We start from the raw sequence: 25,265 nt of genomic DNA, 5'->3' as shown, positions 1-25,265 counted from the left end.
CGATCCGTGCAGAATCACCCTGGATTCCGCACGGATCGCTCCATTCTTGTTCAGGTGGGAGGAGGCCCGGCCTAGGCCTCCGAGACGCCGAAGTGGGCGGCACCGCCGACGTACTCCGTGTGGCCGGTGGGCACATCCGCCGTCGCCATCTTGGCCACCTCCGCGCCGAACTCCTCCACCGAATAGAGACGTCCGGCGGCCTCCCGGCGGGCCTCGATGGCGCCCGGCTCCGCGCGGTTGAGGAGGGTGGCCGTGACGGTGCCCTCGATCATGTCGCCGGAAACCACGACGAGCGAGACGCCCTTCTTCTCCAGCTCTTCCGCGCGGTCGCGCAGCGCCACCTCGCCGGCACGCTTGCTGCGGGCCACGGGCTCGTAGGCGTCCAGGGTGGGGTGCGACTCGATGAAGTGCGCCTGGTGGCTCGTGACGAACACCACGCGGGACCCGTGCGGCATGTGCGGCAGCGCGGCGTCGAGCATCGCGAGCTGGGCGTCCCGGTTGAGGCGCAGCGCGTAGTCCTCCCCCATGCCGGACTCCATGCCGCCGGAGGCGTTGAGGACGAGCACGTCCACGTGGCCGAAGGACTCGACGGCGGCGCCGACAATCGCCTCGCGGCCCTCATCGCTCGTCAGGTCGCCCTGGACGGCAACGGCCCGGCCGCCCGCAGCCTCGATCTCGCCGACCACCTTGTTGGCGCGCGGCGCCTTCTGGCGGTAGTTCACGACGACGCCCGCCCCCTGCTCGGCGAGAAGGCGCGCGACGACGGCTCCGATCCCACGGGACGAGCCCGTCACGATGGCGCCCTTCTGCGCGAGCGCTCCCGTGCTCTCGGTTCCGGTGTGCTGTGCCTCGGTGTTCTCAGTCATGTGAAGTCCTCTGCTCTCGATGGGGTGCACGCCGCGCGTGCGAAGGGACGCAGTCTGCTGGTGTCCGGCGGGAGGCTAGTGGCCCATGCCCAGGCCGCCGTCGACGGGGATCACGGCGCCGGAGATGTAGGAGGCGTCGTCGCTCGCGAGCCAGGTGACCGCCTTGGCCACCTCGTCCGCCTCCGCGAAGCGCTTGGCCGGCACGTTCTCCAGGTACTCCTTGCGCTTCTCCTCGCTCAGCGCGTCCGTCATGTCCGTCCGGATGAATCCGGGGGCGACGACGTTCGCCGTGATGCCCCGGCTGCCGAGCTCGCGCGTGAGCGAGCGCGCCATGCCCACGAGGCCGGCCTTGGACGCGGAGTAGTTGAACTGGCCCGGCGCCCCGTAGAGGCCGGAGACCGAGCTGATGAGGACAACGCGGCCCGTCTTCTTGCGCAGCATGCCCTTGATGCCGCGCTGGACGGTGCGGAACGCGCCGGTGAGGTTCGTGTCGATGACGGACGTGAAGTCCTCTTCCGACATGCGCATGAGGAGCTGGTCGTTCGTGATGCCCGCGTTGGCGACGACGACGGTGACCGGGCCGTGCGCCGCCTCGGCCTCCTTGAAGGCGGAGTCGATCGACGCGGAGTCCGTGACGTCCGCCTGCACGCCGAGGATGCCGTCCGGGAGGTCCGCCTGGGAGCGGCACGTCACGGCGACCTTGTCTCCCTGGGCGGCGAACGCCTTGGCGATTGCGAGGCCGATTCCGCGGTTTCCGCCGGTGATGAGGACGGAACGGGGCTCTGAGTTCTCCTGAATGTTCGTCACAGGCGTTCACTTTACCGGCCTCGGCTTCTCCAGTGACCGCACAGGCGGGCGTGCGATGATGGAGAGTCCGGTGTGTGCCGCTGGCCGAAGTGCCGATGACCTCAGGGAGGTGGCCGCGATGAGCCCCAAGCGCAAGCGCTCCGCGGATGACGGCCGGGAATACGTCATCACCAGCGCTCCGACGTCCCACGCAGAGGACCTCGCCCGCCGCCGCCGCAACTACGTGCTCTCCATGACCATTCGCGTGGTCTGCCTCGTCCTGATCTTCTTCGTCCCGCAGCCGTGGGCCAAGGCCGTGCTGGCCGTCGGGGCCATCTTCATCCCCTACTTCGCCGTGGTCGCGGCCAACGCCGGGGCCGAGATGCGAGGCCGCCTGGATCAGATGGCGTCCTACGAGTCCCAGGCGCTCCCCTCCGCGGCGCCCGCGTCGTCGTCGGCCGGCGGGGAGGACCCCAGAGACTGGGGCTTCGACGGCGCTGACTCCCAGCCGTCCGCGTCCGCGTCGGATTCGTCCGGGGCCGCTTCGCAGGACGGCGGCCGAGACGACACCGTGATCGTCGTCGAGCCCGAGCGGGACGAGGCCAGGGACGAGTTCCTGCGGCCGCACGGCTCGCACGGCAGCACCCGCGCGGACGGACGGCCTGAAGGAGGGACCGCCCAGTGAACCTCGAAGATCTCATGGGCACCGGGCCCGAAGAGGCCCCCGAACGCCAGTGCTCCCGCCGCGGATGCCGGCAGCGGGCCACGGCCGCCCTCCTCTGGAACAACCCCAGGATCCACAGGCCCGAGCGCCGCAAGACGTGGCTGGCCTGCCCGGACCACGAGGCCTGGCTGTCCGCGTACCTCAATGAGCGCGGCCTGTACCGCTCCACCGAGAGCCTCTCCGCGTGAGCGCCCCGCTTCCCGAGGAGCGGCTCACGCGCCCGCTGCGTGGCTGGGACCGGTGGCGCTTCCTCGTCAGCGGCTCCTGGATCGGGTGGTTCCTCTTCGCCTGCGCCGTGGCCGTGGTCTGCTGGATGCTCGGCCAGTGGCAGTTCCACCGGCGAGACGAGGTGCGGGCGGTCAACGCCAAGGTGACGGCCAACTATGACGCGGCTCCGAAGTCCTACGAGGAGCTGAAGGGAGCCTTCCGGCATCTCGACCCCGTGCAGGAGTGGAGCCAGGTCCGGCTGACCGGGCGGTATGTGCCGGAGAAGCAGCTCGTCGTCCGCAACAGGACCAATGACGGCGACACGGGCTATGACGTCCTCGTCCCGTTCAAGACCGACTCGGGGGACGTCGTCGTCATCGACCGCGGCTGGGTGCCGCTTGCCAGCGCCGGCAAGGGCCGCCCTCAGAACGTCCCCGCCCCGCCTCAGGGCACGGTGACGGTGGTGGCGCGCCTCCGGCCGAGCGAGCCCGCGCTCAACCGGAGCGCGCCGCACGGCCAGATCGCCACGATCGAGCTGCCCGGCGTGGCCCGGCTGACCGGGCTGCCCGTCCAGGAGGGCGCCTACGGCCAGCTCAAGGAGGAGAAGCCCGCCCCTGCCACGGCACTCCGCCCCGCCGAGCGTCCGCAGGTGGACGACGGCACGCACCTCTCCTACGCCCTTCAGTGGAACACCTTCGGCATCCTCGCGTTCGTGGGCTTCGGCTATGCGGCCCGCCGTCACGCGATCGAGACCGACGACGACCGCGAGTGGGGGGCCCAGATGAGGGCCCGGGACGCGGAGGCGGAGGGCGAGGACGAGACGGGCGAGGCCGGCGAGCGCCGGGAGCCCGTGGTCAACCCCGTTCTGCGCGCGGCCGAGAACGCCCAGCGCCGCGAGGAGCGGAAGCGGCGCAGGCGCCGGCACCGGACGGATGAGGACGAGGAGGACGCGCTCCTCGAGCACTGGGAGGGCTGAACCAGTGCGGGCGCACCGGTTCCGCGCGGCTACGCGAGCGTGACGAGCTCGAGGTAGTCCGGGCTGAAGTGGTCCTCGAACCCGTCCGGCAGCACGACGACGCGCTCGGGGTTGAGCGCCTCCACGGCGCCCTCGTCGTGGCTCACCATGACCACCGCGCCCTCGTAGGTCTCGAGGGCTCCGAGGATCTCGGCGCGGGAGGCGGGGTCCAGGTTGTTCGTGGGCTCGTCGAGCAGGAGCACGTTCGCGGAGGACGCCACGATCGTGGCCAGGGCCAGACGGGTCTTCTCGCCGCCCGAGAGGACGCCCGCGGGCTTGTCCACGTCGTCCCCCTGGAAGAGGAACGAGCCGAGGATGTTCCGCACCTCCGTGTCGTTGAGGTGGCCGCCCGCGGACTTCATGTTCTCGAGCACGGTCCGGCTGTGGTCCAGGGTCTCGTGCTCCTGGGCGTAGTAGCCCACCTTGAGGCCGTGGCCCGCCGTCACCTCGCCGGTGTCCGGCTCGGAGACCCCGGCGAGCATCCTCAGCAGCGTGGTCTTGCCCGCGCCGTTGAGGCCGAGGATGACCACGCGCGAGCCACGGTCGATGGCGAGGTCCACGCCCGTGAAGATCTCGAGCGAGCCGTAGGACTTGGAGAGGTCCGTGGCCGTGAGCGGGGTCTTCCCGCACGGCGCCGGCTTGGGGAAGCGCAGCGCGGCCACGCGGTCCTGCTGCCGCTCCCCCTCGACGCCGGCGAGCATCCGCTCGGCGCGCTTGATCATGTTCTGCGCCGCGACGGCCTTGGTGGCCTTGGCCCGCATCTTCTCCGCCTGGGCCATGAGGGCCGAGGCCTTTTTCTGCGCGTTCTGCATCTCGCGGCGCCGGGCCTTCTCGTCCGTCTCGCGCTGGAGCAGGTACTTCTTGTAGCCGAGGCTGTACATGTCGATCGTCGCCCGGTTCGCGTCGAGGTGGTAGACCTTGTTCACCGTGGCCTCCAGCAGCCCCACGTCGTGGGAGATGAGGATGATGCCTCCCTCGAAGCTCTTGAGGAAGTCCCTCAGCCAGGCGATCGAGTCCGCGTCGAGGTGGTTGGTGGGCTCGTCGAGGAGCATCGTGTCCGCGTCCGAGTACAGAATCCGGGCCAGCTCGACGCGGCGGCGCTGGCCGCCCGAGAGGGTGCGCAGCGGCTGGTCGAGGAGACGGTCCGGGAGGGCCAGGTTCCCGCAGATCGCCGCGGCCTCGGACTCCGCGGCGTACCCGCCCTGCGCGAGGAACTGGGCCTCGAGCCGGTCATAGCGCTTCATGGCCTTGGCGGCCGTGTCCGGGTCCTCGCTCGCCATCTCGTCCTGCGTGCGGCGCATCTTGGCGACGACGCCGTCCAGGCCTCGCGCGGAGAGGATGCGGTCTCGGGCGAGCTGCTCCATGTCCGGGGTGCGCGGGTCCTGGGGAAGGTAGCCGATCTCCCCCGAGCGGGAGACAGTGCCCGCCGCAGGAAGGGCCTCGCCCGCGAGCACCTTGGTCAGGGTGGTCTTCCCGGCTCCGTTGCGGCCCACGAGGCCGATCTTGTCCCCCTTGTCCACCCGGAAGCTCACCTCGTCCATGAGCAGACGGGCTCCGGCCCGCAGTTCCAGGTCGGTGACGGTGATCATGCGAGGGGCGCTCCTGGCGTATCGTGGGAGTGATCGGGCAACCCCAACATTCTAGGGCCCGGACCGCACACACTCCACGGGAGCACCATGTCTTCTTCGCCTCGCCCCACCGCGCCCGCCGTTGAACAGCGTTCAGGGCGGCCGTCTCGCGCGGCCCGCCGTCCCCTCCTCCTGCGCAGCCCGAGCGGACAGCTCGCGGCCGTCGTCATGGGCGCGGCCCTCCTCGCCGCCTCCGTGCTCGTGCCGGCCTTCCACCTCACCCCGGCGGTGCCCCTCACGATGCAGATCGTGGCGCTGTGCCTCATCTCCTTCCTCTTCGGCGCTCGGGCCGCTGCCGCGGGAACGGCCCTCTACGTGCTGCTCGGGGTCATCGGACTGCCGGTCTTCGCCGGGTTCAAGTCGGGCGCAGCCGTCGTCGTCGGCCCCACGGGCGGATACCTGCTCGGCTACATCGCCGCAGCCGCCGTCATGGGAGCCCTCGCCGCGCGCTCGCACGGCGCGATCTCGCGCCGCCGGACCGGGGCCGCGTTCGCCGTCCTTCTCGGGGCGGGGATCGCGGGCGTGGCCGTCATCCACCTCTGCGGCGTCATCGGCCTCATCGCGGTGGCCGGCTTCACGCTGCCCAAGGCCCTCGCCGTGACGGCCGCGTTCATCCTCCCGGACCTCCTCAAGGTGGTCTTCGCCGCGGTGATCGCCCTCGCGGTCCTCTCCGCGTTCCGCCGGCAGCTCGTGGCGCCGCGCTCGGCATGACCCCCTCCAGCGCTCCCCTGCGGCGGAGGGTGCACCGGGCGGTCTACCGGGACGTCGTGGTGCGGGACGGGGACCGCGTCCTCCTGGAGGTCCCCGAGCTCGTCCTGGATTCGCCGCGCATCGCCGTCGTGGGCCCCAACGGCTCCGGCAAGTCCACGCTCCTCCGGCTGCTCAACGGACTCGCCGTCCCGGATGAGGGCACCTTGACGCTCGAGACGGAGGAGGGCCGGGTGGACGTCGCCGAGGACCTGGCCGGGGCGCGCTCCCACGTCGGCTTCGTCTTCTCCGACCCGCTGGCGCAGCTGCTGCTTCCGACGCCGCTGGAGGACGTCCGCCTCTCCCTGCGCAGCCTCCGGGGCGCGGAGCAGCGCGCGGCGGCCCTGGGCTGGCTCGAGCGCTGCTCCGCAAGGCACCTCGCCGAGCGCAGCGTCTACGAGCTCTCCAGCGGAGAGCGCCAGAGAGTCGCTCTGGCCTCCGTCCTCGCAGCGGAGCCGGGACTGCTCGTTCTCGACGAGCCCACGACCCTCCTCGACCGCATCCACACCCGCCGCCTCGAAGCGCTCGTGGACTCCCTCGACGTTCCGGTTCTCCTGGCCACCCACGATCTCGGGGTCGCCTCGCGCTTCCCCCGCGCCCTCGCCGTGGACGGCGGTCGGGTGGTCGACGACGGCGCGGCCGCGGACGTCGTCCGGCGCTACGCCGAGCGGGCCGACGCGGAGCCGCTGTGAGAGGCCGCCACTTCGCACTGGGCGTGTTCGAGCCCGGCCGCCTCGGGGACGCCCGCCGCCTCCACGCGCTCTCGCCCGGGCCCAAGCTGCTCGGACTCGCCGTCCTCGCCCTCGCAGCCTCGCTCGTGTGGAGGATCCCACCGGCCGCGGCCGGTCTCGGCGCGGGACTCCTCCTGCTCGCGGGAGTGCTCGGCCTGACGGTCTGGGCCGGTTTCCCCTGGCGGACCGCAGGCCTGTGGGTGCGGCCCGCGCTGTGGGTGGTGGGCGCCCTGGCGCTCGTCCGGCTCGTCGGCTCCCCCGCGGACGGGGACGGCTGGATGCTCGTCGCGGGACAGAGCTCCTCCGTCGTCGCGGTCATGCTCGCGGCCCGGCTGCTCGTCGCCACCACCCGCACAAGCGACCTCGTCGACACGCTCGTGGCCGCGGCCGAGAGGCTCCGCCCCCTCGGGGCCAAGCCGCAGACCTTCGCGCTCGCCGTCGCGCTCTTCATCCGCACGGTTCCGGTCCTCGGCGGCGTGGTCGAGTCCGTCTCCGCCGCGCACGCCGCCCGAGGCCTCAAGCGCTCGCCGAGGAGCGTCGGCGTGCCTGTTGCCATGGCGGGCGTCGCCTCCACCATCGCCATGAGCGAGGCCATGGCCGCCCGCATGCTGCCGCCCGACGAGGAGACGACGCGGCCCAAACACTGAGGAAACCTCAAGGTCTGTCTATTCTTGAGCCATGAGCTTCAATGACGATGTGCAGATCGACCCGGGACGCGTCTCGGACCAGCGCGGCGGCGGGGGCCGAGGCGGCCTCGTGGCCGGCGGCGGAGTGAGCGTCGTCGGGCTCATCCTCGCCCTCATCTTCGGGCCGCAGGTCCTGGACCAGGGCGGAGACTCGGGCAGCCAGGGCGGCGGGGGCGCGCAGTCCCAGCAGCAGCCCCAGGCGGACTCCGCCCGCTGCACGAGCGGCAAGGCCGCCAACTCCGACGACGGCTGCCGGCTCATCGCCACGATGGAGAGCCTGGACGAGTACTGGAAGACGGAGACCGCGGACAACGGCATCCGCTTCCACCGCCCGGAGGCCGTGCTCTTCTCCGGCCAGACCCGCTCGGGCTGCGGACAGGCGACCTCGGACACCGGCCCCTTCTACTGCCCCGTGGACGAGACGGCCTACGTGGACACGAGCTTCTACAAGGACTTCACCCGCCAGTTCGGAGGCTCCTCCGGACCGCTCGCGCAGATGTACATCGTGGCGCACGAGTACGGCCACCATGTCCAGAACCTCGCCGGCGACCTGAGCGAGTCCCAGCACGATCCGCAGGGCAAGTCGTCCGGAGCGGTGCGCACCGAGCTGCAGGCCGACTGCTACGCGGGACTCTGGGCAGGCCACGCGGCCCGAACCAAGGACCCCGAGTCCGGCAAGACCTTCATCAAGCCCATCACGCAGACCCAGATCAAGGACGCCCTGGCCGCCGCCGCGAGCGTGGGAGACGACCACATCCAGGAGACCGCGTCCGGCCGGATCAACCCGGACGCGTGGACCCACGGCTCCTCCGCCGAGCGGCAGGCCTGGTTCATGCAGGGCTACAGGGCCCAGAGCATGGGCGCGTGCAACACCTTCCGCGCGGCCGACCTCGACCGGCCGGGGTCCTGAGCCGGCTGGGGTCCCACGACCCCGCCGGGATCCTGACGCCGCAGAGATGAGAACGGCGCCCCTCCGTGCGGAGGGGCGCCGTTCTCATGCCGTCTCAGGCGGGATCCGGTGGAACGCGACTCAGATGTTGAACCCGAGGGCCCGCATCTGATCCCGGCCGTCCTCGGTGATCCGCTCGGGACCCCACGGCGGCATCCAGACCCAGTTGACGCGGTAGTCGTCGACGAGCGGCGAGATCGACTTCGAGGTCTGCTCCTCGATGACGTCCGTCAGCGGGCAGGCAGCCGTGGTGAGCGTCATGTCGATGAGGAGGGTGCCCTCGTCGTCGTACTTCAGGCCGTAGAGGAGGCCCAGGTCGACGATGTTGACGCCGAGCTCCGGGTCGATGACGTCCTTGAGCGCCTCCTCCACGTCCTCGAGCGGTGTCAGCTCTGCTCCGGCCATCGGGATCAGGCCTTCGCCATGAAACGGTCGTAGCCCTCTTCCTCGAGCTGGTCGGCCAGCTCCGGGCCGCCCTGCTCGGCCACCCGGCCGTCCACGAACACGTGCACGAAGTCCGGCTTGATGTAGCGGAGGATGCGCGTGTAGTGGGTGATGAGGAGGGTGCCCATCTCGTTCTCCTCCTGGGCGCGGTTGACGCCCTCGGAGACGATCTTGAGCGCGTCGACGTCGAGGCCCGAGTCGGTCTCGTCGAGGACTGCGAACTTCGGCTTGAAGAGCTCGAGCTGGAGGATCTCGACGCGCTTCTTCTCGCCGCCGGAGAAGCCCTCGTTGACGTTGCGGTTGGCGAAGTCCGCGTCGATGCGCAGCTTCTCCATCGCGTTCTTCACGTCTTTGGTCCAGTGGCGGATCGAGGGCGCCTCGCCGTCGATCGCGGTCTTGGCCGTGCGGAGGAAGTTCGTCATCGTGACGCCCGGGACCTCCACCGGGTACTGCATCGCCAGGAAGAGGCCGGCGCGGGCCCGCTCGTCCGGGGACATCTCGAGGACGTTCTCGCCGTCGAGGAGGATCTCGCCGCCCGTGACCTCGTAGCGCGGGTGACCCGCGATGGTCGAGGCGAGCGTGGACTTGCCGGAGCCGTTGGGGCCCATGATCGCGTGCGTCTCGCCCGTCTTGATGGTCAGGGTGACGCCCTTGAGGATTTCCTTGCTGCCCTGCTCCGTCTCGATGGAGACGTGCAGGTCCTTGATTTCAAGAGTCGACATGAGTGTGGGTCCTTTTCGTTGGAAGATCGGTCGACGCCGTCACAGGCCGTTGAGGGTCCGGGACGTGTCGACGAGGATGGAGTCTCCGTCGACCTGCACGGGGTACACTGCCACCGGCTCGGTCGCGGGAAGCTGCTGGGGCTGGCCCGTCTCCAGATCGAACTCGGAGCCGTGGCCCCAGCACTCGATCCGGTTCCGGACCACGTCCCCCTCGGAGAGGCTGACGTCGTCGTGCGAGCAGCGGTCGGCGAGAGCGTGGATCTCGCCGTCCGAGTTCCGCGCCAGGGCGACGGCGACCCCGCCGACGACGACGCGCAGCGCGCTGCCCGGCTTGAGGTCGCTGACCTGTGCGGCGACTTCGGCGCTCACGGCGTCAGTTCTCGCTCGCGGCGAGCTCGGCCTCGACGGCGTCCCGCAGACGCTCCTCGAGCTCCTCGCTGCCGATCTTCTGGATGATCTCGTTGAGGAAGCCGCGCACGACGAGGCGGCGGGCCTCCTTCTCCGGGATGCCGCGGGCCATGAGGTAGAAGAGGTGCTCGTCGTCGAACCGGCCCGTGGAGGACGCGTGGCCCGCGCCCTCGATGAGGCCCGTCTCGATCTCGAGGTTCGGCACCGAGTCGGCGCGGGCGCCGTCGGTGAGCACGAGGTTCTGGTTCTTCTCGTAGCTGTCCGTGCCCTCGGCCTCCTTGCGGATGAGGACGTCGCCGACCCACACGGTCCGCGCGCTCTCGCCCTGCAGCGCCCCCTTGTAGAGGACGTTGGAGGTGCAGCTCCCCACGTTGTGGTCCACGAACGAGCGGTGCTCGAGGTGCTGACCCGCGTCCGCGAAGTAGAGGCCGTAGACGGAGGCGTCTCCGCCCGGGCCCGCGAAGCGGACGTTCGTGTTGAGGCGCACCAGGCCGCCGCCGAGGGAGACCGTCACGTACTTGAACGTGGCGTCCCGTCCGACGAGCGCGTCATGCTGGGCGGCGTGCGTCGCGGCGTCGTCCCACATCTGGGTGGTGACCACGCGGACGTCCGAGGAGTCGCCCGTCACCACGGAGACGAGGGCGTTGACGTCCGCCGTGCCCTCGTGCTCGAGGATGACGAGCGCCTTGGAGAAGTTCCCCACGCGGATGACGAGGTGGGCGAAGACCGGGTCCCCGCCCTGCCCCGTCATCTTGAGGCGCAGCGGCTCGGCGAGCTCCGTCTCCGCCGGGACGTCGATGAGCCAGGAGCCCTTCGCATTGGACACCGCGGTGGCGGCGAGGCGGTCCGCCGGGGCCATCTCGACGATCTGGCGCATCTCCTCGGCGGAGATGCCGCGCTGCGTCACGCCCTCGGGGAGCTGGAACTCGTTCTTCAGCGAGCCGCTCTCCACGCCGTCCGCCATGAGGGACTGGAGCTTCTCGATCGGGGTGAAGCGCCACTCCTCCTCGCGGCCCTTGGGCAGCGGGAACTGGGCGAGGTCGAAGCTCGAGACGCGCTCACCGCGCGAGCCCGCGGGCTTGGTGACGCCGCGTCCGTCCGAGTGCGCCTTGGCGCCGTGCTGCTCCGTGCCGCCGACGTTGGGGGCCAGGTGCTCGCCCTCGAGGTCCATGCCCTCGATGGCGACCCGGCCCTCGCCGGTCTCTACGTTCTTGCTGTCAAGCGTCATGTCTTAGCCCACAGACCCTTCCATCTGGAGTTCGATGAGGCGGTTGAGCTCGATCGCGTACTCCATGGGGAGCTCGCGGGCGATCGGCTCGATGAAGCCGCGGACGATCATGGCCATGGCCTCGTCCTCGGCGAGACCGCGGCTCATGAGGTAGAACAGCTGGTCCTCCGAGACCTTGGACACCGTGGCCTCGTGGCCGAGCGTGACATCGTCCTCGCGGATGTCGATGTACGGGTAGGTGTCCGAGCGGGAGACCGTGTCCACGAGGAGCGCGTCGCAGACCACCGAGTTCTTCGAGTTCTTGGCGCCCTCGCGGACCTGGACCAGGCCGCGGTACGCCGCCCGGCCGCCGCCGCGCGCCACCGACTTGGAGACGATGGAGCTCGAGGTGTTCGGCGCCAGGTGGACCATCTTGGAGCCCGTGTCCTGGTGCTGGCCCTCGCCCGCGAACGCGATGGAGAGCGTCTCGCCCTTGGCGTGCTCGCCCGTGAGGTAGACCGCGGGGTACTTCTGCGTGACCTTGGAGCCGATGTTGCCGTCGATCCACTCCATCGTGGCGCCCTCCTCGCAGATGGCGCGCTTGGTCACGAGGTTGTACACGTTGTTGGACCAGTTCTGGATGGTCGTGTACCGGACGCGGGAGCCCTTCTTGCAGATGATCTCGACGACGGCGGAGTGCAGCGAGTCCGAGCTGTAGATCGGCGCCGTGCAGCCCTCGATGTAGTGGACGTAGGAGTCCTCGTCCGCGATGATGAGCGTGCGCTCGAACTGGCCCATGTTCTCCGTGTTGATGCGGAAGTAGGCCTGGAGCGGGATCTCCACGTGGACGCCCTTCGGGACGTACACGAAGGAGCCGCCGGACCAGGTGGCCGTGTTGAGGGCCGCGAACTTGTTGTCGCCGGCCGGGATGACCGTGCCGAAGTACTCCTCGAAGAACTCCGGGTGCTCGCGGAGGGCCGTGTCCGTGTCCATGAAGATGACGCCCTGCGCCTCGAGGTCCTCGCGGATCTGGTGGTAGACCACCTCGGACTCGTACTGGGCGGCCACGCCGGCCACGAGGCGGGCGCGCTCGGCCTCGGGGATGCCGAGCTTCTCGTACGTCTCGCGGATGTCCTGCGGGAGGTCCTCCCACGTCTGCGCCTGCTTCTCCGTGGAGCGGACGAAGTACTTGATGTTGTCGAAGTCGATGCCCGAGAGGTCTGCGCCCCAGTCCGGCATCGGCTTGCGCTCGAAGTACTTGTAGCCCTTGAGCCGCAGGTCCAGCATCCACTCCGGCTCGGACTTCTTCGAGGAGATGTCGCGCACGACGTCCTCGTCGAGGCCGCGGCGGGCGTTCGCGCCGGCGTCGGTCTTGTCCGACCAGCCGTACTCGTAGTTGCCGATGCCGTGGAGCTCGGGGTTCTTCTCGAGGATGTCCGAGATCGTGGTGTCGGTGTGCTGGCTCTGTCCGATCTGCTCGGTCATCGCGCACCTTCCTTCATCTGTTGGGTCACTTCGGTGTCGCACCTGGTGTCTGCTGCGGCCGGCGCCGGCTGACGGGGACGTGCGTGGTGCACACGTGCCCGCCGGTGGCCAGCGTCGACAGCCGTCTGACGTCCACGCCGAGGAGCTTGGCGAAGACAGTGGTCTCTTCCGCGCAGAACTCGGGGAACTCTGCTGCGAGGTCTTGGATGGGGCAGTGTCCTTGGCAGACCTGGACGCTCTTCATGGCCGCCGGAAGCCCTGCTCCGACGTCTCTCTTGGTTCCCGCGAACCCGTCCGCCGTGAGGGCCTCCACCAGGGCGCGGGCCCGCGCGCCCACGTCCGGCCCCGCCTGCTCGACGAGCGGAGCGTACCGAGCGTACATGTCCTCGAACCGCTCCTTGGCGAAGGCGCGCACGGCGTCCTCGCCCCCGATCTCCGCGAGGGCGTGGAGGGCCTGGACGGCGATCGCGGAGTAGTCGTCCTCCAGCACGTCATGGCTGCGGCGGGAGGCCACGAAGCGGCGGGCGGGACGTCCCGCTCCCCCTTCTCCGCGGACGAGCTTGACCTCGATGCGCTCCTCCTTCTGGAGGGCGTCGAGGTGCCGGCGGATGGCGGCTGCGGTCAGCCCGAGCAGGCGCCCCAGCTCGAGCGCGGAGACAGGGCCGTGCCGCAGCACGGCCGCAAGCACCCGCTCGCGCGTCCCTGTCTCGCCATCGGTCTCCGAATACACCACTTCATCATCACGTATTGCCTGCGCCACGGCTAGCAAGGCGCGGCTAAGTTCACAGAGGGCCGAAAGACTCCCGCAGCGGCGGGAGGCGCTGCTCCTGGACGCTCGGAGCGGGTTCGACGCTCCGTAGAGAAATCCCGCGGCGGACATAGAATGGTCTGGTGCGATCCTCACCCGGCCCCGCTGTGCGCGTCGACGACCTCCGCGTCGCGTTCTCCTCCCGCCACTCCAGCGTCGAGGCGCTGCGCGGACTCAGCCTGACCGCTGAGCGCGGCGAGATCACCACGATCCTCGGGACCAACGGCGCCGGCAAGTCCACCCTCCTCAACGTCCTCCACGGACTCGTCTCCCCCACCTCCGGCTCGGCCGAGGTGCTCGGCACGGACGTGACTGCGTCCTCGCCCGAGCTGCGCGCCCGCGTGGGCGTCATGCTCCAGGAGACCGGCCTTCCCCCGGCCTCGCGCCCCCTGCCCTTCCTGCGGCACCTCAGCCGCTTCTACGCCTCGCCGCGGCCCGTGGACGAGCTGGCCCGCTCCCTCGGCATCGACGAGTTCGCCGGCACCCAGATCCGCCGGCTCTCCGGGGGCCAGCGGCAGCGGGTCGCCCTCGCGGCCGCCGTCGTCGGACGCCCGGAGCTCTGCATGCTGGACGAGCCGTCCGCGGGGCTGGACCCGATCTCCCGGGAGACCGTGGTCGAGTTCGTCGAGGGGCTCCGCGCGGAGGGCACCTCCGTGGTGCTCACCACCCATCTGCTCGACGACGCCGAGCGCCTCTCTGACACGGTCCACATCATGTCCCGCGGAGAGGTGCGGCAGTCGGGCACCGTCGAGGAGCTCGTCGCCGGAAGCTCGAGCCGGACGCTGCGGCTCACCGCCCACCCCGATGCGGAACGGGCCGTGGCCGCGCTGCTCGAGGCCGCGCGCCGGCGGGGGCTCGAGGTGCAGGAGGAGCGGACGCCCCGCTCGCACAGCGTCGTCGTCACGGGGGACGTGCCGCGCGAGGTCCTGGACCTCGCCTCCGCCTGCGGCCGGACGCCCGAGGAGCCGCCGGTCTCGCTCTCGCTGACGCACGCCAACCTGACCGACATCTTCTTCCAGACCGCCCGGGAGGACGCGTGAGAACCGCTGCCGCTCCGCCGCTCGCCCGCATCGCGAACCAGGTGCGGTGGGAGACGCTCGCCATGCTCAAGAACGGCGAGCAGCTCGTGCTCATCGCCTTCATGCCCGTGCTGGCCCTCGTGGCCCTGTCCCAGACCCCCGTGCTGGACGGACTGGGGGTGCCCCGCATCGAGGCGGCCACACCCGGCGCGCTCGCGCTGGCCGTCGTCTCCACGGCGTTCACGGGCCAGGCGATCGCCACTGGGTTCGACCGCCGCTACGGCGTGCTGACCCACGCGGCGACCACGCCCCTCGGGCGCTTCGGCCTCCTGGCCGGCAAGACGGGGGCGGTCCTGGCCGTCGTCGTGCTCCAGTTCCTCCTCATCGGGGGGATCGCCCTCGTCCTCGGACTCCGTCCGCAGCCCTCGGCGATCCTGCCACTGGCCGTCTCGGCGCTGCTCGGCGTCTGGGCCCTCACGGCGTTCGGCCTGCTCATCGCGGGCCTCGTCCGCCCGGAGGCGACCCTCGCCGTGACCAACCTCCTCTGGATCGTCTTCGCGGGCGTCGGCGGGCTGCTCGTGCCCGCTCACACGATGCCCGCGCCGCTCGACCGCCTCATTCCGCTCCTGCCCACCTCCGCCCTCGCCGACTCCTTCCGCGCCGCGCTCAGCCACGGCGCGTGGGATCCCTTCGCGCTCCTCGTCCTCACGGTCTGGGGAGCGGTCTGCACGTTCGGCGTGGTCAAGACCTTCACCTGGACCGCATAGACATGACCTCGCACTCCAGCATTCACCCGGCACGCGCACCCCGCGGCAAGGACGCCACGCTCCTCGACCGCCTCATGCCGAGGACGCTCACGCCGTACACCCGGCGCCTCGCGGTGGCCTCGCTCGCCTCGCAGATGCTCATCGTCCTCACGGGCGGGCTCGTCCGGCTCACGGCATCCGGCCTCGGCTGCTCGACGTGGCCGCGCTGCTCCGCGAGCTCCCTCACGGCGACCCCCGAGCTCGGCATCCACAGCTACATCGAGTTCGGTAACCGGCTTCTCACGTTCGTGCTCATCGTGGTGGCCGCCCTGACCATCCTGGCCGTGTGGCGCACGGGCCGCCGCGACCTGTGCTACCTCGCGCTCTCGCTCCTGCTCTTCGTTCCCTTCCAGGCGATCGTGGGCATGGTGACGGTGCTGAGCCACCTCAATCCGTGGGTGGTCTCCGCGCACTTCATCATCTCGATGCCGCTGGTGGCCTGGGCGTCTCTGCTGTGCAACCGCGTCTACGGGACGCCGCGGCACACGACGGGCCGGACCAACATCGTGCTGGCGCGGCTGGTCAGCCTCACGACGGCGGCGATCCTCATCGCCGGCACCATCCTGACCGGGTCCGGCCCGCACGCCGGCGACCACGGCGCCGCCCGCACAGGCCTCGACCCCCAGGTGGTCACGCCGTTCCACTCCGCCCTCATCTACATCCTCATCGCGCTGCTCGTGATCCTGGGCGTCAAGCTCGGCCACGAGGACAAGCGAGCCGCCAAGACGGTGTGGCTGGCTCTCGGCGTGGTCCTCTTCCAGGGTGTCATCGGGTACATCCAGCACTTCATGCACCTGCCCATCGCGGTCGTGGCCGTCCACATGATCGGCTCCACGATGGTCGTCGCCGCGACGGCGAACGTGGCCCACGCGGTCCGCTCGCCCCGCGAGGCCTGAGTCCGGGGGCAGCACCGCGGCGCCCGTGAGCGCCGTCGCCCCCCCTCCTTTCGCCGCTGCACCCCTTTTCGCCTTCGCACCCGCTTTCGCCGCCCCCCCTGCGCCGTCGCCCCCCCCCTCAGCGCCGTCACACCCCTTTTCGCCTTCGCACCCGCTTTCCGCTCAAAATCGCGTGCGAAAGCGGGTGTATTGCTCAGAACGGGGTGTGATGAGTTAACGACGCACGCAACCGAGTGCGCTGCACCAGCCGAGTGCCTCCGTTCGGAGCCTGAACTCCTCGCGCCGCTGACCGGGCCTCGAGTTCCCGCCGTTCCGTCGGCCTGCACCCACCGCCAACGCGCCAGGACCGAGCGCTCTGGCCCCCTCGCCCCGCGCCACACCCCTTTTCGCCACCACACCCGCTTTCCGCTCAAAATGGCGTGCGAAAGCGGGTGTATTGCTCAGAACCGGGTGTGAAAAGGGAGCGTGCACGTTTTGGGGTGTCATCGCCCTCGATCACGTGCATTTCGAGGGCGATGGGGACGTCTCAGGATCGAGGCGTTCCGGAATCCAGGCGTTCTCGGTCCGCGCCTGTGCGCAGACGGGATTCTCGGCCGAAGAGTTGTCCCCGAGGAGGATGTCCCCGAGGAAGCTGTTCCCCGAGCCCCTGCACGCCGTCCGCACCGAAGGAGCGCGATACCGTCCCCGGACGAGGATGAGCGAATGCGCACGAGTCCGCACCTCTGACGTACAGGTCTGACGCGCGGCGCTGACACAGTCGAAGCGCTAGCAGTCCCGGCCCCAGGCCGAGCAGTCCGAGGGCCCGCTGTCCGAGACCCTACTGGAAGAGCCTCATGGCGAACGGGTCCAGAGCCAGGGCCAGGAAGAGGATCGAGAGGTAGATGATCGATCCGTGGAAGACGCTCATGGCGGACTTGTTCGTCATGCGCTGGGTGAGCGCGAGGTGCCGGAGGCGGTGGGACTTGTAGATGAACCATCCGCCCGAGAGGACGGCACCGATGCCGTAGACCCAGCCGGCGCCCGACGCGGGAACGAGCAGCAGCGAGCAGATAACCGTGGCCCACGCATAGAGCACCACCTGCGCCGAGACGATGCGCCCGCCTGCAAAGGCGCCGAGCATCGGGACGTCCGCATTCCGGTAGTCCTCGCCGTACTTCATGGACAGCGGCCAGTAGTGCGGCGGCGTCCAGAGGAAGACCACCATGAAGAGGATCCACGCCCCGACCTCGACCGTGCCCGTGGCGGCGGCCCAGGCGATGAGGATCGGGAAGCAGCCGGCGGCGCCGCCCCAGATGATGTTCTGCGCTGTGCGGCGCTTGAGGATCATCGTGTAGATGACCACGTAGAAGAAGATCGCCCCGATGCCGAGGAGCCCGGCGAGCGGGTTCGCCCCGAACCACAGCAGCGCGATGGCGACGACGCCGAGCACGCTCGCGAACACGAACGCCTCACGCGGCGAGACCTCGCCTGTGACGAGCGGCCGGTTCTCGGTGCGGTGCATCAGCTTGTCGATGTCGCGGTCGATGTAGCAGTTGAACGCCGAGGCGCTTCCCGCGGCCAGCGCGCCGCCGATCATCGTGGCGAGCGCCACCCACGGGTCCGGCGCTCCCCCGACAGCGAACATCATGGTGGGCAGCGTGGTCACGAGCAGCAGCTCCACGACCCTCGGCTTCGTCAGCGAAACGTACGCCTTCGTCTTCCGCTGCCAGGCAGGCTCGGACGAAGACTCGACGCGGTGCTGAGTCTGCTGCGGAAGGGCAACGTGCACGGGTGCGGCACCTTTCTTCGTGCTGCCGGGGACCTGCGGCCCGAACGGCCCGACGACGACGCCGACCGTCCACGAGCCGAGGGCAGGAATATTCAACCTTGAGTTTACGCTCTGCGGAGGGAAAAGGCCGAATGCCGAACCGCCCTTCACCGTGGGCGGACGGACACTAGACTCGATGGACAAGGGCAACAGACCTCAGAGACGAAAGGGTCACGCAGACATGACTGAGCAGAAGCTCGAATGGAGCGAGAAGGATCAGCGCGCCGTCGACACCATCCGCGTCCTCGCCGCGGACGCCGTCGAGAAGGTCGGCAACGGCCACCCGGGCACGGCGATGAGCCTCGCCCCCGTGGCCTACATGCTTTACCAGAAGGTGATGCGCCACGACCCGAACGATTCGCAGTGGCCCGGCCGCGACCGCTTCATCCTGTCCCCGGGGCACACGGCTCTGACGCTCTACCTCCAGCTCTACCTCTCGGGCTACGGCCTCGAGATAAAGGACATCGAGTCCCTCCGCACCTTCGGCTCGCTGACCCCGGGCCACCCGGAGTACCACCACACGAACGGCGTCGAGATGACCACCGGCCCGCTCGGCCAGGGCCTCGCCACCTCCGTGGGCTTCGCCTACGGACAGCGCCGCACGCGCGGCATGTTCGATCCGATGGCGGAGCCCGGAACCTCGCCGTTCGACCACATGGTCTACGTCATCGCCTCCGACGGCGACCTCCAGGAGGGCATCACCGCTGAGGCCGGCTCCCTTGCGGGCCACCAGGAGCTCGGCAACCTCGTGGTCATCTACGACCAGAACCAGATCTCCATCGAGGACGACACGGACGTGGCCTACTCCGAGGACGTCCTCAAGCGCTACGAGGCGTACGGCTGGCACACCCAGCGCGTGGACTGGCGCGCCGAGGACGAGTACCACGAGGACGTCCAGTCCCTCTTCGACGCCGTCCAGGAGGCCAAGAAGGTCACGGACAAGCCGTCGATCATCGCGCTCAACACGATCATCGGCTGGCCCGCCCCCACGAAGCAGAACACCCGCAGTGTCCACGGCTCCGCTCTCGGCGGGGAGGAGCTCGCGGCGGTCAAGGAGCTGCTCGGCTTCGACCCGAAGAAGAGCTTCCAGATCGAGCCGGAGATCCTCGAGCACGCCCGCAAGGTCAAGGACCGCGGCGCGGAGGAGCACAAGGCCTGGCAGAAGGAGTTCGACGCCTGGGCGCAGAAGCACCAGGATCTCGCCGAGCTCCACGAGCGGGTGCAGAAGATGGAGCTCCCCGAGGGCTGGACGGACGCCCTCCCGGAGTTCGAGGCGGGCAAGGACGTGTCCACCCGCTCGGCCTCGGGCAAGGTGCTGACCGCGCTCGGCCCGGTGCTGCCCGAGCTGTGGGGCGGCTCCGCCGACCTCGCCGGCTCCAACAACACGACCATCGAGGGCGCCAAGTCCTTCATCCCGACGAAGTGGACCACGAAGAAGTGGGACGGCGACCCGTACGGCCGTGTCCTGCACTTCGGCATCCGCGAGCACGCCGCCGCGGCCATCGTCAACGGCATCACGATCTCCTCGAAGACCCGCGCGTTCGCCGGAACCTTCCTCATCTTCTCCGACTACCAGCGTCCCGCGGTCCGGCTCGCGGCGATCATGGGCTCGCCGTCGATCTACGTGTGGACGCACGACTCGATCGGCCTCGGCGAGGACGGCCTCACCCACCAGCCGATCGAGCAGCTCTCCTCGCTGCGCGCCATCCCGGATCTGGACATCGTCCGCCCCGCCGACGCCAACGAGGTCTCCTACGCCTGGCGGGGCATCCTCGAGCACACGGACCGCCCGGCGGGCATCGTGCTCTCCCGTCAGAACCTCCCGGTCTTCGAGCGCGGCGAGGGGAAGCTCGCGTCCGCTGAAGGCGTCCTCAAGGGCGCCTACGTGCTGGCGGAGGCCCAGAAGGACGGCAAGGACGTCACGCCGGACGTGCTCCTCATCGCCACGGGCTCCGAGGTGCAGCTGGCCGTCCAGGCCCGCGAGCAGCTCGCGCAAGACGGCGTGACCGCCCGCGTGGTCTCCATGCCGTCCCACGAGTGGTTCTTCCAGCAGTCCAAGGCCTACCAGGACGAGGTCCTGCCCCCCTCGGTCAAGGCCCGCGTGGCGGTCGAGGCCGGGCACGCCATGTCCTGGGACCGGATGGTGGGCGATGCCGGCCGGACGGTCACCATCGAGCACTTCGGCGCCTCGGCCTCGGACAAGGTCCTCTTCGAGAAGTACGGCTTCACGGCGGAGAACGTCGTCGCGAAGGCCAAGGAGTCCATCACGGCCGCAGGCGAGTAGCGCGAGCCGCACCGCAGAAGCACAGACCTCTCCGCGAAAGGGAGAACACGCATGACGCAGAACAAGAACACCCAGGCGCTCAGCGACGCGGGCGTCTCCATCTGGCTCGACGACCTGTCCCGCAACCGCCTCAAGTCCGGGAACCTCCAGGAGCTCATCGCCGAGAAGAACGTGGTGGGCGTGACCACCAACCCCTCGATCTTCGCCGCAGCGCTCTCCGACGGCGCCGCGTACCAGGACCAGGTGAACGAGCTGGCCGCGAAGGGCACGCCGCTCGAGGAGGCGGTCTTCGAGATCACCACGCAGGACGTCTCGAACGCGGCCGACGTCTTCACCGAGGTCTTCGAGAAGACCCAGGGCGTGGACGGGCGCGTCTCCATCGAGGTGGACCCGCGCTCCGCCCGGGACGCGAAGGCCACGATCGAGGAGGCCAAGCGCCTCACGGAGAAGATCCGCAAGGACAACGTCCTCATCAAGATCCCGGCCACCGTCGAGGGACTCGAGGCGATCACGGAGACGATCGCCGCCGGGATCAGCGTCAACGTGACGCTCATCTTCTCCCTCGAGCGCTACCGCGCGGTCATCAACGCCTACCAGCTCGGCCTCGAGAAGGCCCTCGAGGCGGGCAAGGACATCTCGAGGATCCACTCCGTGGCGTCCTTCTTCGTCTCCCGCGTGGACACGGAGATCGACAAGCGCCTCGACGCCTCGCAGGACGCCGACGCGGCGAAGCTCAAGGGCAAGGCCGGCGTGGCCAACGCCCAGCTCGCCTACCAGGTGTACGAGCAGGCCTTCGCCACCGAGCGCTGGGAGCTCCTCGCGTCCAAGGGCGCCAACCCGCAGCGGCCCCTGTGGGCCTCCACGGGCGTCAAGGACCCGAGCCTGCCGGACACGCTCTACGTGACCGGCCTCGTGGCCCACAACGTGGTCAACACCATGCCGGAGAAGACCCTCGACGCGGTGGCCGACCACGGGAAGGTCACCGGGGACACGATCACCGGGTCCTACGACGAGGCGAACAAGGTCCTCGACGCCGTCGCCGCTGCTGGCGTCGACTACAACGACGTCGTCGCCCAGCTTGAGAAGGAGGGGCTCGAGAAGTTCGTGGCCTCCTGGGAGGACCTCCTCGAGAACCTCCAGAAGGAGCTGGACGCCGCCAAGAAGTAGCGGCGCAGCGTCCCGCCCGGGCTCTCCGGGCGGGACGCGCCTCTCCCCCGCACCCGCAGCGGCCGGCACCCCGCGGTCCGCACGACGAGACCACTGACGTTGAACCCCGAAGGCGCACCAGAGACGTGACAGCACCGAAGAACCCCGCGCGCCGCCCCAGCGGCCGCCCGCAGACGGCGGATGGGACGGCGAACCCGCTGAGGGATCCCCGCGACCGCCGGCTCAACCGCATCGCCGGCCCCAGCTCCATCGTCTTCTTCGGGGTCACGGGCGACCTCGCCCGGAAGAAGCTCCTCCCCGCCGTGTACGACCTCGCACACCGCGGCCTCCTGCCGCCGAGCTTCGGCCTCGTCGGCTTCGGACGCCGCGACTGGTCCCACGCGCGGTTCGCGGAGGAGGTCCGCGAGCACGTCGAGGCCCACACCCGCACCGGCTTCGACGAGAACGTCTGGAACCAGCTCGCCGCCGGCATCCGCTTCGTCTCCGGAGGCTTCGACGACGACGACGCGTTCGAGACCCTCCGCGAAACGCTCGAGGAGCTGGAGCAGACCCAGGGCACGCGCGGCAACCACGCCTTCTACCTCTCGATCCCGCCGAAGAGCTTCGAGGACGTCTGCGCCCAGCTCAACAGCCACGGCCTCGCCGAGCAGCCCGAGGGCGGGCCGTTCAAGCGCGTCGTCATCGAGAAGCCCTTCGGGCACGACCTGGCCTCTGCGCGGGAGCTCAACAAGGTGGTCGAGTCCGTCTTCCCCGCCGACTCGATCTTCCGCATCGACCACTACCTCGGCAAGGAGACGGTCCAGAACCTCCTGGCGCTGCGCTTCGCCAACCAGCTCTTCGAGCCGATCTGGAACGCCTCCAACGTGGACCACGTCCAGATCACGATGGCCGAGGACATCGGCATCGGCGGCCGCGCGGGCTACTACGACGGCGTCGGCGCTGCCCGCGACGTCATCCAGAACCACCTCCTCCAGCTCCTCGCCCTGACGGCGATGGAGGAGCCGATCTCGTTCGCCGCGGAGCACCTCCGGGCAGAGAAGGAGAAGATCCTCGCGGCCGTCGTCGTGCCGGACGACCCCGAGGCGAACTCCGCGCGCGGGCAGTACGCCAGCGGCTGGCAGGGCGGAGAGCGCGTCACCGGGTTCCTCGACGAGGAGGGCTTCAACCCGGAGTCCACCACGGAGACCTACGCGGCGATCCGGCTGGACATCAACACGCGCCGCTGGGCCGGCGTCCCCTTCTACCTGCGTGCGGGCAAGCGGCTCGGGCGGCGGGTGACGGAGATCGCCGTCGTCTTCAAGAAGGCGCCGGGCGGGCTCTACGCGGGCGAGCCGGGGCTGGGGCACAACGCCGTCGTCATCCGCGTCCAGCCGGACGAGGGCGCCACGATCCGCTTCGGCTCCAAGGTGCCCGGCACCCAGCGAGAAGTCCGCGATGTGAGCATGGACTTCAGCTACGGGCAGAACTTCACCGAGTCCTCCCCGGAGGCGTACGAGCGGCTCATCCTCGACGTCCTCCTCGGCGAGCCGCCGCTCTTCCCCCGCCACGAGGAGGTGGAGCTCTCCTGGAAGATCCTCGACCCGTTCGAGGAGGCGTGGGCCGCGAGCGGCACCCGCCCGGAGCAGTACTCCCCCGGCTCGTGGGGACCCGACTCCGCCGATGACCTGCTCGCCCGAGACGGAAGGACGTGGCGCCGCCCATGATCGTGGATTTGGAGGAGACCACCGTCTCCAAGGTGGGCAAGGCCCTCAACCGGCTCCGCAAGGAAGGCGGCGTGACCGCCGTGGGTCGGGTGCTGACGCTGCTCGTCCAGGTGCGCTCCGAGAGCTTCGAGGACGCCATCGACGCCGCGAACCGCGCGAGCCGGGAGCACCCGTGCCGCGTTGTGGTGCTCGTGGCCTGCGACCCGAAGGGCGAGGCCCGGCTCGACGCGCAGATCCGAGTCGGCGGAGACGCCGGCGCGTCCGAGGTGATCGTGCTCCACGCGCACGGTCCGCTCAGCGCCAAGCCGGAGTCCCTCGTCTCGGGCCTGCTCCTGCCGGACGCGCCGATCGTGGTGTGGTGGCCGGACGGCGTCGCGCAGGCGCCCGAGGAGCGCGCGCTCGGCCGCATGGCCACCCGCCGCATCACCGACTCCTTCGCGGCGAGCAAGCCGAAGGACGCCCTGCTCAGCATCGCCGAGCACTACGAGCCCGGCGACACGGACCTCGCCTGGACGCGGCTCACCCTCTGGCGCGGGCAGCTCGCGGCGACGTTCGACCAGATCGACCCATCGACCATCACTCAGGTGACGGTGGAGGGCGCGCCGGACTCGCCGAGCACCACCCTCCTCGCCGCCTGGCTCTCCCCCAAGCTGCGCGCCCGCGTCACCGTGGCGGCCGCCCCGAACCGGATCCCCGAGGGAATCCGACGCATCCGCATCTCCCGGCCTGAGGGAGACATCGAGCTGGTGCGCAGCGGCGACGGCGTCGTGGAGCTCTACCAGCCCCACCAGCGGGTCCAGCGCATCTCGCTTCCCGAGCGCCCCCTGCACGAGTGCCTCTCCGAAGAGCTGCGGCGGCTCGACCCGGACGTGGTCTTCGGCGAGGTGGTCCGCAGCCCCGTCATCCGCTCAACCCTGAGGAGTGTGCGTCCCAGTGAACGCTAAGGATCCCATCACCGTCCTGCCCACGGACACGGCGGTCAGCCAGCGAGCCGCTCGGGAGCTGCTCAGCTCGATCGAGCAGGCGCAGCGCTCCTTCGGCGTCGCGAGCGTGGTGCTCACGGGCGGGACCATCGGCATCCAGGTGCTGCGAGACGTCCGCGCGTTCGTGGAGAACGGCTTCACCGAGGCGGACTTCTCCAAGGTGGAGTTCTGGTTCGGCGACGAGCGCTTCGTGGCCCGCGCCTCGGACGAGCGCAATGAGAAGCAAGCCCGGGAGGCTCTCCTCGACCACGTGGGCGTCCCCGAGGACCGCATCCACGCGATGGGCGCGGCCGGCGAGTTCGAGACGGTCGAGGAGGCCGCTGAGGCCTACGCGCGCGAGCTCACGGCCCACGCCGCGGCCGACTCGACGCTGCCGCGGTTCGACGTGCTCCTGCTCGGCATGGGCCCGGACGGGCATATCGCCTCGCTCTTCCCCGGCACGGGTCTCATCGACGCCCAGGGGCTCACGACGGCCGTGCGCGACTCCCCCAAGCCTCCGCCGGAGCGGGTCTCGCTGACGCGCAGCACGATCAGCTCGGCGCGCGAGGTCTGGCTCGTCGTCACGGGCGAAGGCAAGGCGGACCCGGTGGCCGCTGCGTTCGCGGGCGAGCCGGCGGACGTGGTCCCGGCGGGCGCCGTGGCAGGCGTGGAGTCGACGCGCTGGTTCCTCGACGAGGCCGCTCACTCGAAGGCGGCGGAGCGGGGCGCCTGAGGGGCTTCTGAGGGGCGTTTGAGGGGCTTCTGACCGGGCCCAGCCTGTCAGGATCCCGGGTTTGTGGCGCGTTTCGTGCGTGTCATCGGGCCAGGCTGGCGTTTGTGGCGCGTTTCGTGCGTGTCATCAGGCCTGGCTGGCGTTTGTGGCGCGTTTCGTGCGATTTCAGCCCCGATTTCGCACGAAACGCGCCACAAATCCAGGTTTGGGGGGGGCTAGGCGAGCTTGGGAGCTGCTGAGCGGGGCGGCGTAACGGGACCGGCCCGACGCAGTCGACAGCGCTCACACGCCAGACCGGCCACGGCTGGCCACAGCACGAAAACGGCCCGACCCCTGGAGGGGTCGGGCCGTTGCCCGTATCAGTGGTGCAGCCTTGCCCGTTGGGGGTAGGTAAAGCCTTGCACGGAGCGGTGGTTCAGCCTTGGCTGAAGCCCCGCTGACGCGTGGCCGGAACTTCCGCCCGGGTTGCGGCCGG

25 protein-coding genes are annotated in these 25,265 nt (G+C 70.0%); 15 read left to right on the top strand and 10 right to left on the bottom strand.

Annotated features, from left to right (window positions below; genetic code table 11):
- Positions 1–71: 71 nt before the first annotated feature.
- A complete protein-coding gene (locus H9I38_RS01590; protein WP_226336869.1) occupies positions 72–866 on the bottom strand; it encodes an SDR family oxidoreductase in 795 nt (264 codons plus the stop codon).
- Between the two features lie 75 nt (positions 867–941).
- Positions 942–1,664: a beta-ketoacyl-ACP reductase gene (locus H9I38_RS01585; RefSeq protein WP_319002169.1), complete on the bottom strand. Its 723-nt coding sequence runs from the start codon at positions 1,662–1,664 to the stop codon at positions 942–944.
- A 127-nt stretch (positions 1,665–1,791) separates the two neighbouring features.
- On the opposite strand from H9I38_RS01585, the gene H9I38_RS01580 reads away from it, so the two are divergent.
- The 3 genes from H9I38_RS01580 to H9I38_RS01570 are packed head-to-tail and all read left to right on the top strand — an operon-like array spanning position 1,792 to position 3,559.
- The gene (locus tag H9I38_RS01580; protein ID WP_226336867.1) at positions 1,792–2,337 is read left to right on the top strand and encodes a DUF3099 domain-containing protein; all 546 of its coding nucleotides are present in this window, start codon (positions 1,792–1,794) and stop codon (positions 2,335–2,337) included.
- Positions 2,334–2,564, top strand: a complete 231-nt coding sequence (locus H9I38_RS01575; protein WP_413463499.1) for an acetone carboxylase — start codon at positions 2,334–2,336, stop codon at positions 2,562–2,564. The genes H9I38_RS01580 and H9I38_RS01575 overlap by 4 nt, the downstream gene beginning before the upstream one ends.
- Complete coding sequence (locus H9I38_RS01570; RefSeq protein WP_226336866.1) at positions 2,561–3,559, top strand: SURF1 family protein; 999 nt, start codon at positions 2,561–2,563, stop codon at positions 3,557–3,559. Before H9I38_RS01575 ends, H9I38_RS01570 begins: the two co-directional genes overlap by 4 nt.
- A 29-nt stretch (positions 3,560–3,588) precedes the next feature.
- Here the strand turns inward: H9I38_RS01570 and H9I38_RS01565 are convergent, their stop codons facing one another.
- Complete coding sequence (locus H9I38_RS01565; protein WP_226336865.1) at positions 3,589–5,187, bottom strand: ABC-F family ATP-binding cassette domain-containing protein; 1,599 nt, start codon at positions 5,185–5,187, stop codon at positions 3,589–3,591.
- A gap of 87 nt (positions 5,188–5,274) precedes the next feature.
- On the opposite strand from H9I38_RS01565, the gene H9I38_RS01560 reads away from it, so the two are divergent.
- From H9I38_RS01560 to H9I38_RS01545, 4 genes are read left to right on the top strand one after another with little or no spacing between them, the layout of a single operon-like run.
- The gene (locus H9I38_RS01560) at positions 5,275–5,937 is read left to right on the top strand and encodes a biotin transporter BioY (RefSeq protein WP_226336864.1); all 663 of its coding nucleotides are present in this window, start codon (positions 5,275–5,277) and stop codon (positions 5,935–5,937) included.
- Positions 5,934–6,665, top strand: coding sequence for an energy-coupling factor ABC transporter ATP-binding protein (locus H9I38_RS01555; protein WP_226336863.1), 732 nt, complete (start codon positions 5,934–5,936; stop codon positions 6,663–6,665). The genes H9I38_RS01560 and H9I38_RS01555 overlap by 4 nt, the downstream gene beginning before the upstream one ends.
- A complete protein-coding gene (locus H9I38_RS01550; RefSeq protein WP_226336862.1) occupies positions 6,662–7,351 on the top strand; it encodes an energy-coupling factor transporter transmembrane component T in 690 nt (229 codons plus the stop codon). The genes H9I38_RS01555 and H9I38_RS01550 overlap by 4 nt, the downstream gene beginning before the upstream one ends.
- Before the next feature lie 31 nt (positions 7,352–7,382).
- Positions 7,383–8,300, top strand: coding sequence for a neutral zinc metallopeptidase (locus H9I38_RS01545; RefSeq protein ID WP_226336861.1), 918 nt, complete (start codon positions 7,383–7,385; stop codon positions 8,298–8,300).
- Between the two features lie 120 nt (positions 8,301–8,420).
- Here H9I38_RS01545 and H9I38_RS01540 read toward each other — a convergent pair whose 3' ends face one another.
- From H9I38_RS01540 to H9I38_RS01515, 6 genes are read right to left on the bottom strand one after another with little or no spacing between them, the layout of a single operon-like run.
- Positions 8,421–8,744 (bottom strand): metal-sulfur cluster assembly factor, encoded by a 324-nt coding sequence (locus H9I38_RS01540; RefSeq protein WP_226336860.1) that lies wholly within the window; start codon positions 8,742–8,744, stop codon positions 8,421–8,423.
- Between the two features lie 5 nt (positions 8,745–8,749).
- Positions 8,750–9,505, bottom strand: coding sequence for a Fe-S cluster assembly ATPase SufC (sufC, locus tag H9I38_RS01535; RefSeq protein WP_226336859.1), 756 nt, complete (start codon positions 9,503–9,505; stop codon positions 8,750–8,752).
- A gap of 39 nt (positions 9,506–9,544) precedes the next feature.
- Positions 9,545–9,874, bottom strand: coding sequence for a non-heme iron oxygenase ferredoxin subunit (locus H9I38_RS01530; protein ID WP_226336858.1), 330 nt, complete (start codon positions 9,872–9,874; stop codon positions 9,545–9,547).
- Positions 9,875–9,878: 4 nt separating this feature from the next.
- On the bottom strand, positions 9,879–11,141 hold the full coding sequence (sufD, locus tag H9I38_RS01525) for a Fe-S cluster assembly protein SufD (RefSeq protein WP_226336857.1): 1,263 nt from the start codon (positions 11,139–11,141) through the stop codon (positions 9,879–9,881).
- Between the two features lie 3 nt (positions 11,142–11,144).
- The gene (gene sufB / locus H9I38_RS01520; RefSeq protein WP_226336856.1) at positions 11,145–12,605 is read right to left on the bottom strand and encodes a Fe-S cluster assembly protein SufB; all 1,461 of its coding nucleotides are present in this window, start codon (positions 12,603–12,605) and stop codon (positions 11,145–11,147) included.
- 25 nt (positions 12,606–12,630) lie between these two features.
- Positions 12,631–13,335 (bottom strand): helix-turn-helix transcriptional regulator, encoded by a 705-nt coding sequence (locus H9I38_RS01515; RefSeq protein ID WP_226336855.1) that lies wholly within the window; start codon positions 13,333–13,335, stop codon positions 12,631–12,633.
- Positions 13,336–13,496: 161 nt separating this feature from the next.
- Here H9I38_RS01515 and H9I38_RS01510 point away from each other — a divergent pair, with 161 nt between their 5' ends.
- The 3 genes from H9I38_RS01510 to H9I38_RS01500 are packed head-to-tail and all read left to right on the top strand — an operon-like array spanning position 13,497 to position 16,134.
- Positions 13,497–14,453 (top strand): ABC transporter ATP-binding protein, encoded by a 957-nt coding sequence (locus tag H9I38_RS01510; protein ID WP_226336854.1) that lies wholly within the window; start codon positions 13,497–13,499, stop codon positions 14,451–14,453.
- Positions 14,450–15,199, top strand: a complete 750-nt coding sequence (locus tag H9I38_RS01505; protein WP_226336853.1) for an ABC transporter permease — start codon at positions 14,450–14,452, stop codon at positions 15,197–15,199. Before H9I38_RS01510 ends, H9I38_RS01505 begins: the two co-directional genes overlap by 4 nt.
- A 2-nt stretch (positions 15,200–15,201) precedes the next feature.
- Complete coding sequence (locus tag H9I38_RS01500; protein WP_226336852.1) at positions 15,202–16,134, top strand: COX15/CtaA family protein; 933 nt, start codon at positions 15,202–15,204, stop codon at positions 16,132–16,134.
- Positions 16,135–16,951: 817 nt separating this feature from the next.
- On the opposite strand, the gene H9I38_RS01495 is transcribed toward H9I38_RS01500, so the two are convergent.
- Entirely contained in the window at positions 16,952–17,902 is a 951-nt protein-coding gene (locus H9I38_RS01495; RefSeq protein WP_226337336.1) for a heme o synthase, read from the bottom strand.
- Positions 17,903–18,122: 220 nt separating this feature from the next.
- Here H9I38_RS01495 and tkt point away from each other — a divergent pair, with 220 nt between their 5' ends.
- The 5 genes from tkt (at position 18,123) to pgl (ending at position 24,790) form a co-directional block, all read left to right on the top strand.
- Positions 18,123–20,225 carry a transketolase gene (gene tkt / locus H9I38_RS01490; RefSeq protein WP_226336851.1) on the top strand — a complete coding sequence of 701 codons (2,103 nt, stop codon included), beginning with the start codon at positions 18,123–18,125 and terminating at the stop codon, positions 20,223–20,225.
- A 51-nt stretch (positions 20,226–20,276) separates the two neighbouring features.
- The gene (gene tal / locus H9I38_RS01485; RefSeq protein ID WP_226336850.1) at positions 20,277–21,392 is read left to right on the top strand and encodes a transaldolase; all 1,116 of its coding nucleotides are present in this window, start codon (positions 20,277–20,279) and stop codon (positions 21,390–21,392) included.
- A 197-nt stretch (positions 21,393–21,589) separates the two neighbouring features.
- The gene (gene zwf, locus H9I38_RS01480) at positions 21,590–23,095 is read left to right on the top strand and encodes a glucose-6-phosphate dehydrogenase (RefSeq protein ID WP_226337335.1); all 1,506 of its coding nucleotides are present in this window, start codon (positions 21,590–21,592) and stop codon (positions 23,093–23,095) included.
- On the top strand, positions 23,092–24,039 hold the full coding sequence (locus tag H9I38_RS01475) for a glucose-6-phosphate dehydrogenase assembly protein OpcA (RefSeq protein ID WP_226336849.1): 948 nt from the start codon (positions 23,092–23,094) through the stop codon (positions 24,037–24,039). Before zwf ends, H9I38_RS01475 begins: the two co-directional genes overlap by 4 nt.
- A complete protein-coding gene (gene pgl, locus H9I38_RS01470; protein ID WP_226336848.1) occupies positions 24,029–24,790 on the top strand; it encodes a 6-phosphogluconolactonase in 762 nt (253 codons plus the stop codon). Before H9I38_RS01475 ends, pgl begins: the two co-directional genes overlap by 11 nt.
- The last annotated feature ends 475 nt before the right edge of the window (positions 24,791–25,265 follow it).

The organism is Arthrobacter sp. UM1, assembly GCF_020483305.1.
Taxonomy (GTDB): domain Bacteria; phylum Actinomycetota; class Actinomycetes; order Actinomycetales; family Micrococcaceae; genus Falsarthrobacter.
This window is presented reverse-complemented; position numbering and strand designations above follow the sequence as displayed.

Bases quoted from the DNA above. Each gene is read 5' to 3' on its own strand.
- H9I38_RS01560 (WP_226336864.1), top strand. From the start codon at position 5,275: ATGTCTTCTTCGCCTCGCCCCACCGCGCCCGCCGTTGAACAGCGTTCA.
- sufB (WP_226336856.1), bottom strand. From the start codon at position 12,605: ATGACCGAGCAGATCGGACAGAGCCAGCACACCGACACCACGATCTCG.
- sufD (WP_226336857.1), bottom strand. From the start codon at position 11,141: ATGACGCTTGACAGCAAGAACGTAGAGACCGGCGAGGGCCGGGTCGCC.
- tal (WP_226336850.1), top strand. From the start codon at position 20,277: ATGACGCAGAACAAGAACACCCAGGCGCTCAGCGACGCGGGCGTCTCC.
- H9I38_RS01545 (WP_226336861.1), top strand. From the start codon at position 7,383: ATGAGCTTCAATGACGATGTGCAGATCGACCCGGGACGCGTCTCGGAC.
- sufC (WP_226336859.1), bottom strand. From the start codon at position 9,505: ATGTCGACTCTTGAAATCAAGGACCTGCACGTCTCCATCGAGACGGAG.
- H9I38_RS01540 (WP_226336860.1), bottom strand. From the start codon at position 8,744: ATGGCCGGAGCAGAGCTGACACCGCTCGAGGACGTGGAGGAGGCGCTC.
- H9I38_RS01590 (WP_226336869.1), bottom strand. From the start codon at position 866: ATGACTGAGAACACCGAGGCACAGCACACCGGAACCGAGAGCACGGGA.
- H9I38_RS01475 (WP_226336849.1), top strand. From the start codon at position 23,092: ATGATCGTGGATTTGGAGGAGACCACCGTCTCCAAGGTGGGCAAGGCC.
- tkt (WP_226336851.1), top strand. From the start codon at position 18,123: ATGACTGAGCAGAAGCTCGAATGGAGCGAGAAGGATCAGCGCGCCGTC.
- H9I38_RS01500 (WP_226336852.1), top strand. From the start codon at position 15,202: ATGACCTCGCACTCCAGCATTCACCCGGCACGCGCACCCCGCGGCAAG.
- H9I38_RS01555 (WP_226336863.1), top strand. From the start codon at position 5,934: ATGACCCCCTCCAGCGCTCCCCTGCGGCGGAGGGTGCACCGGGCGGTC.
- H9I38_RS01580 (WP_226336867.1), top strand. From the start codon at position 1,792: ATGAGCCCCAAGCGCAAGCGCTCCGCGGATGACGGCCGGGAATACGTC.
- H9I38_RS01565 (WP_226336865.1), bottom strand. From the start codon at position 5,187: ATGATCACCGTCACCGACCTGGAACTGCGGGCCGGAGCCCGTCTGCTC.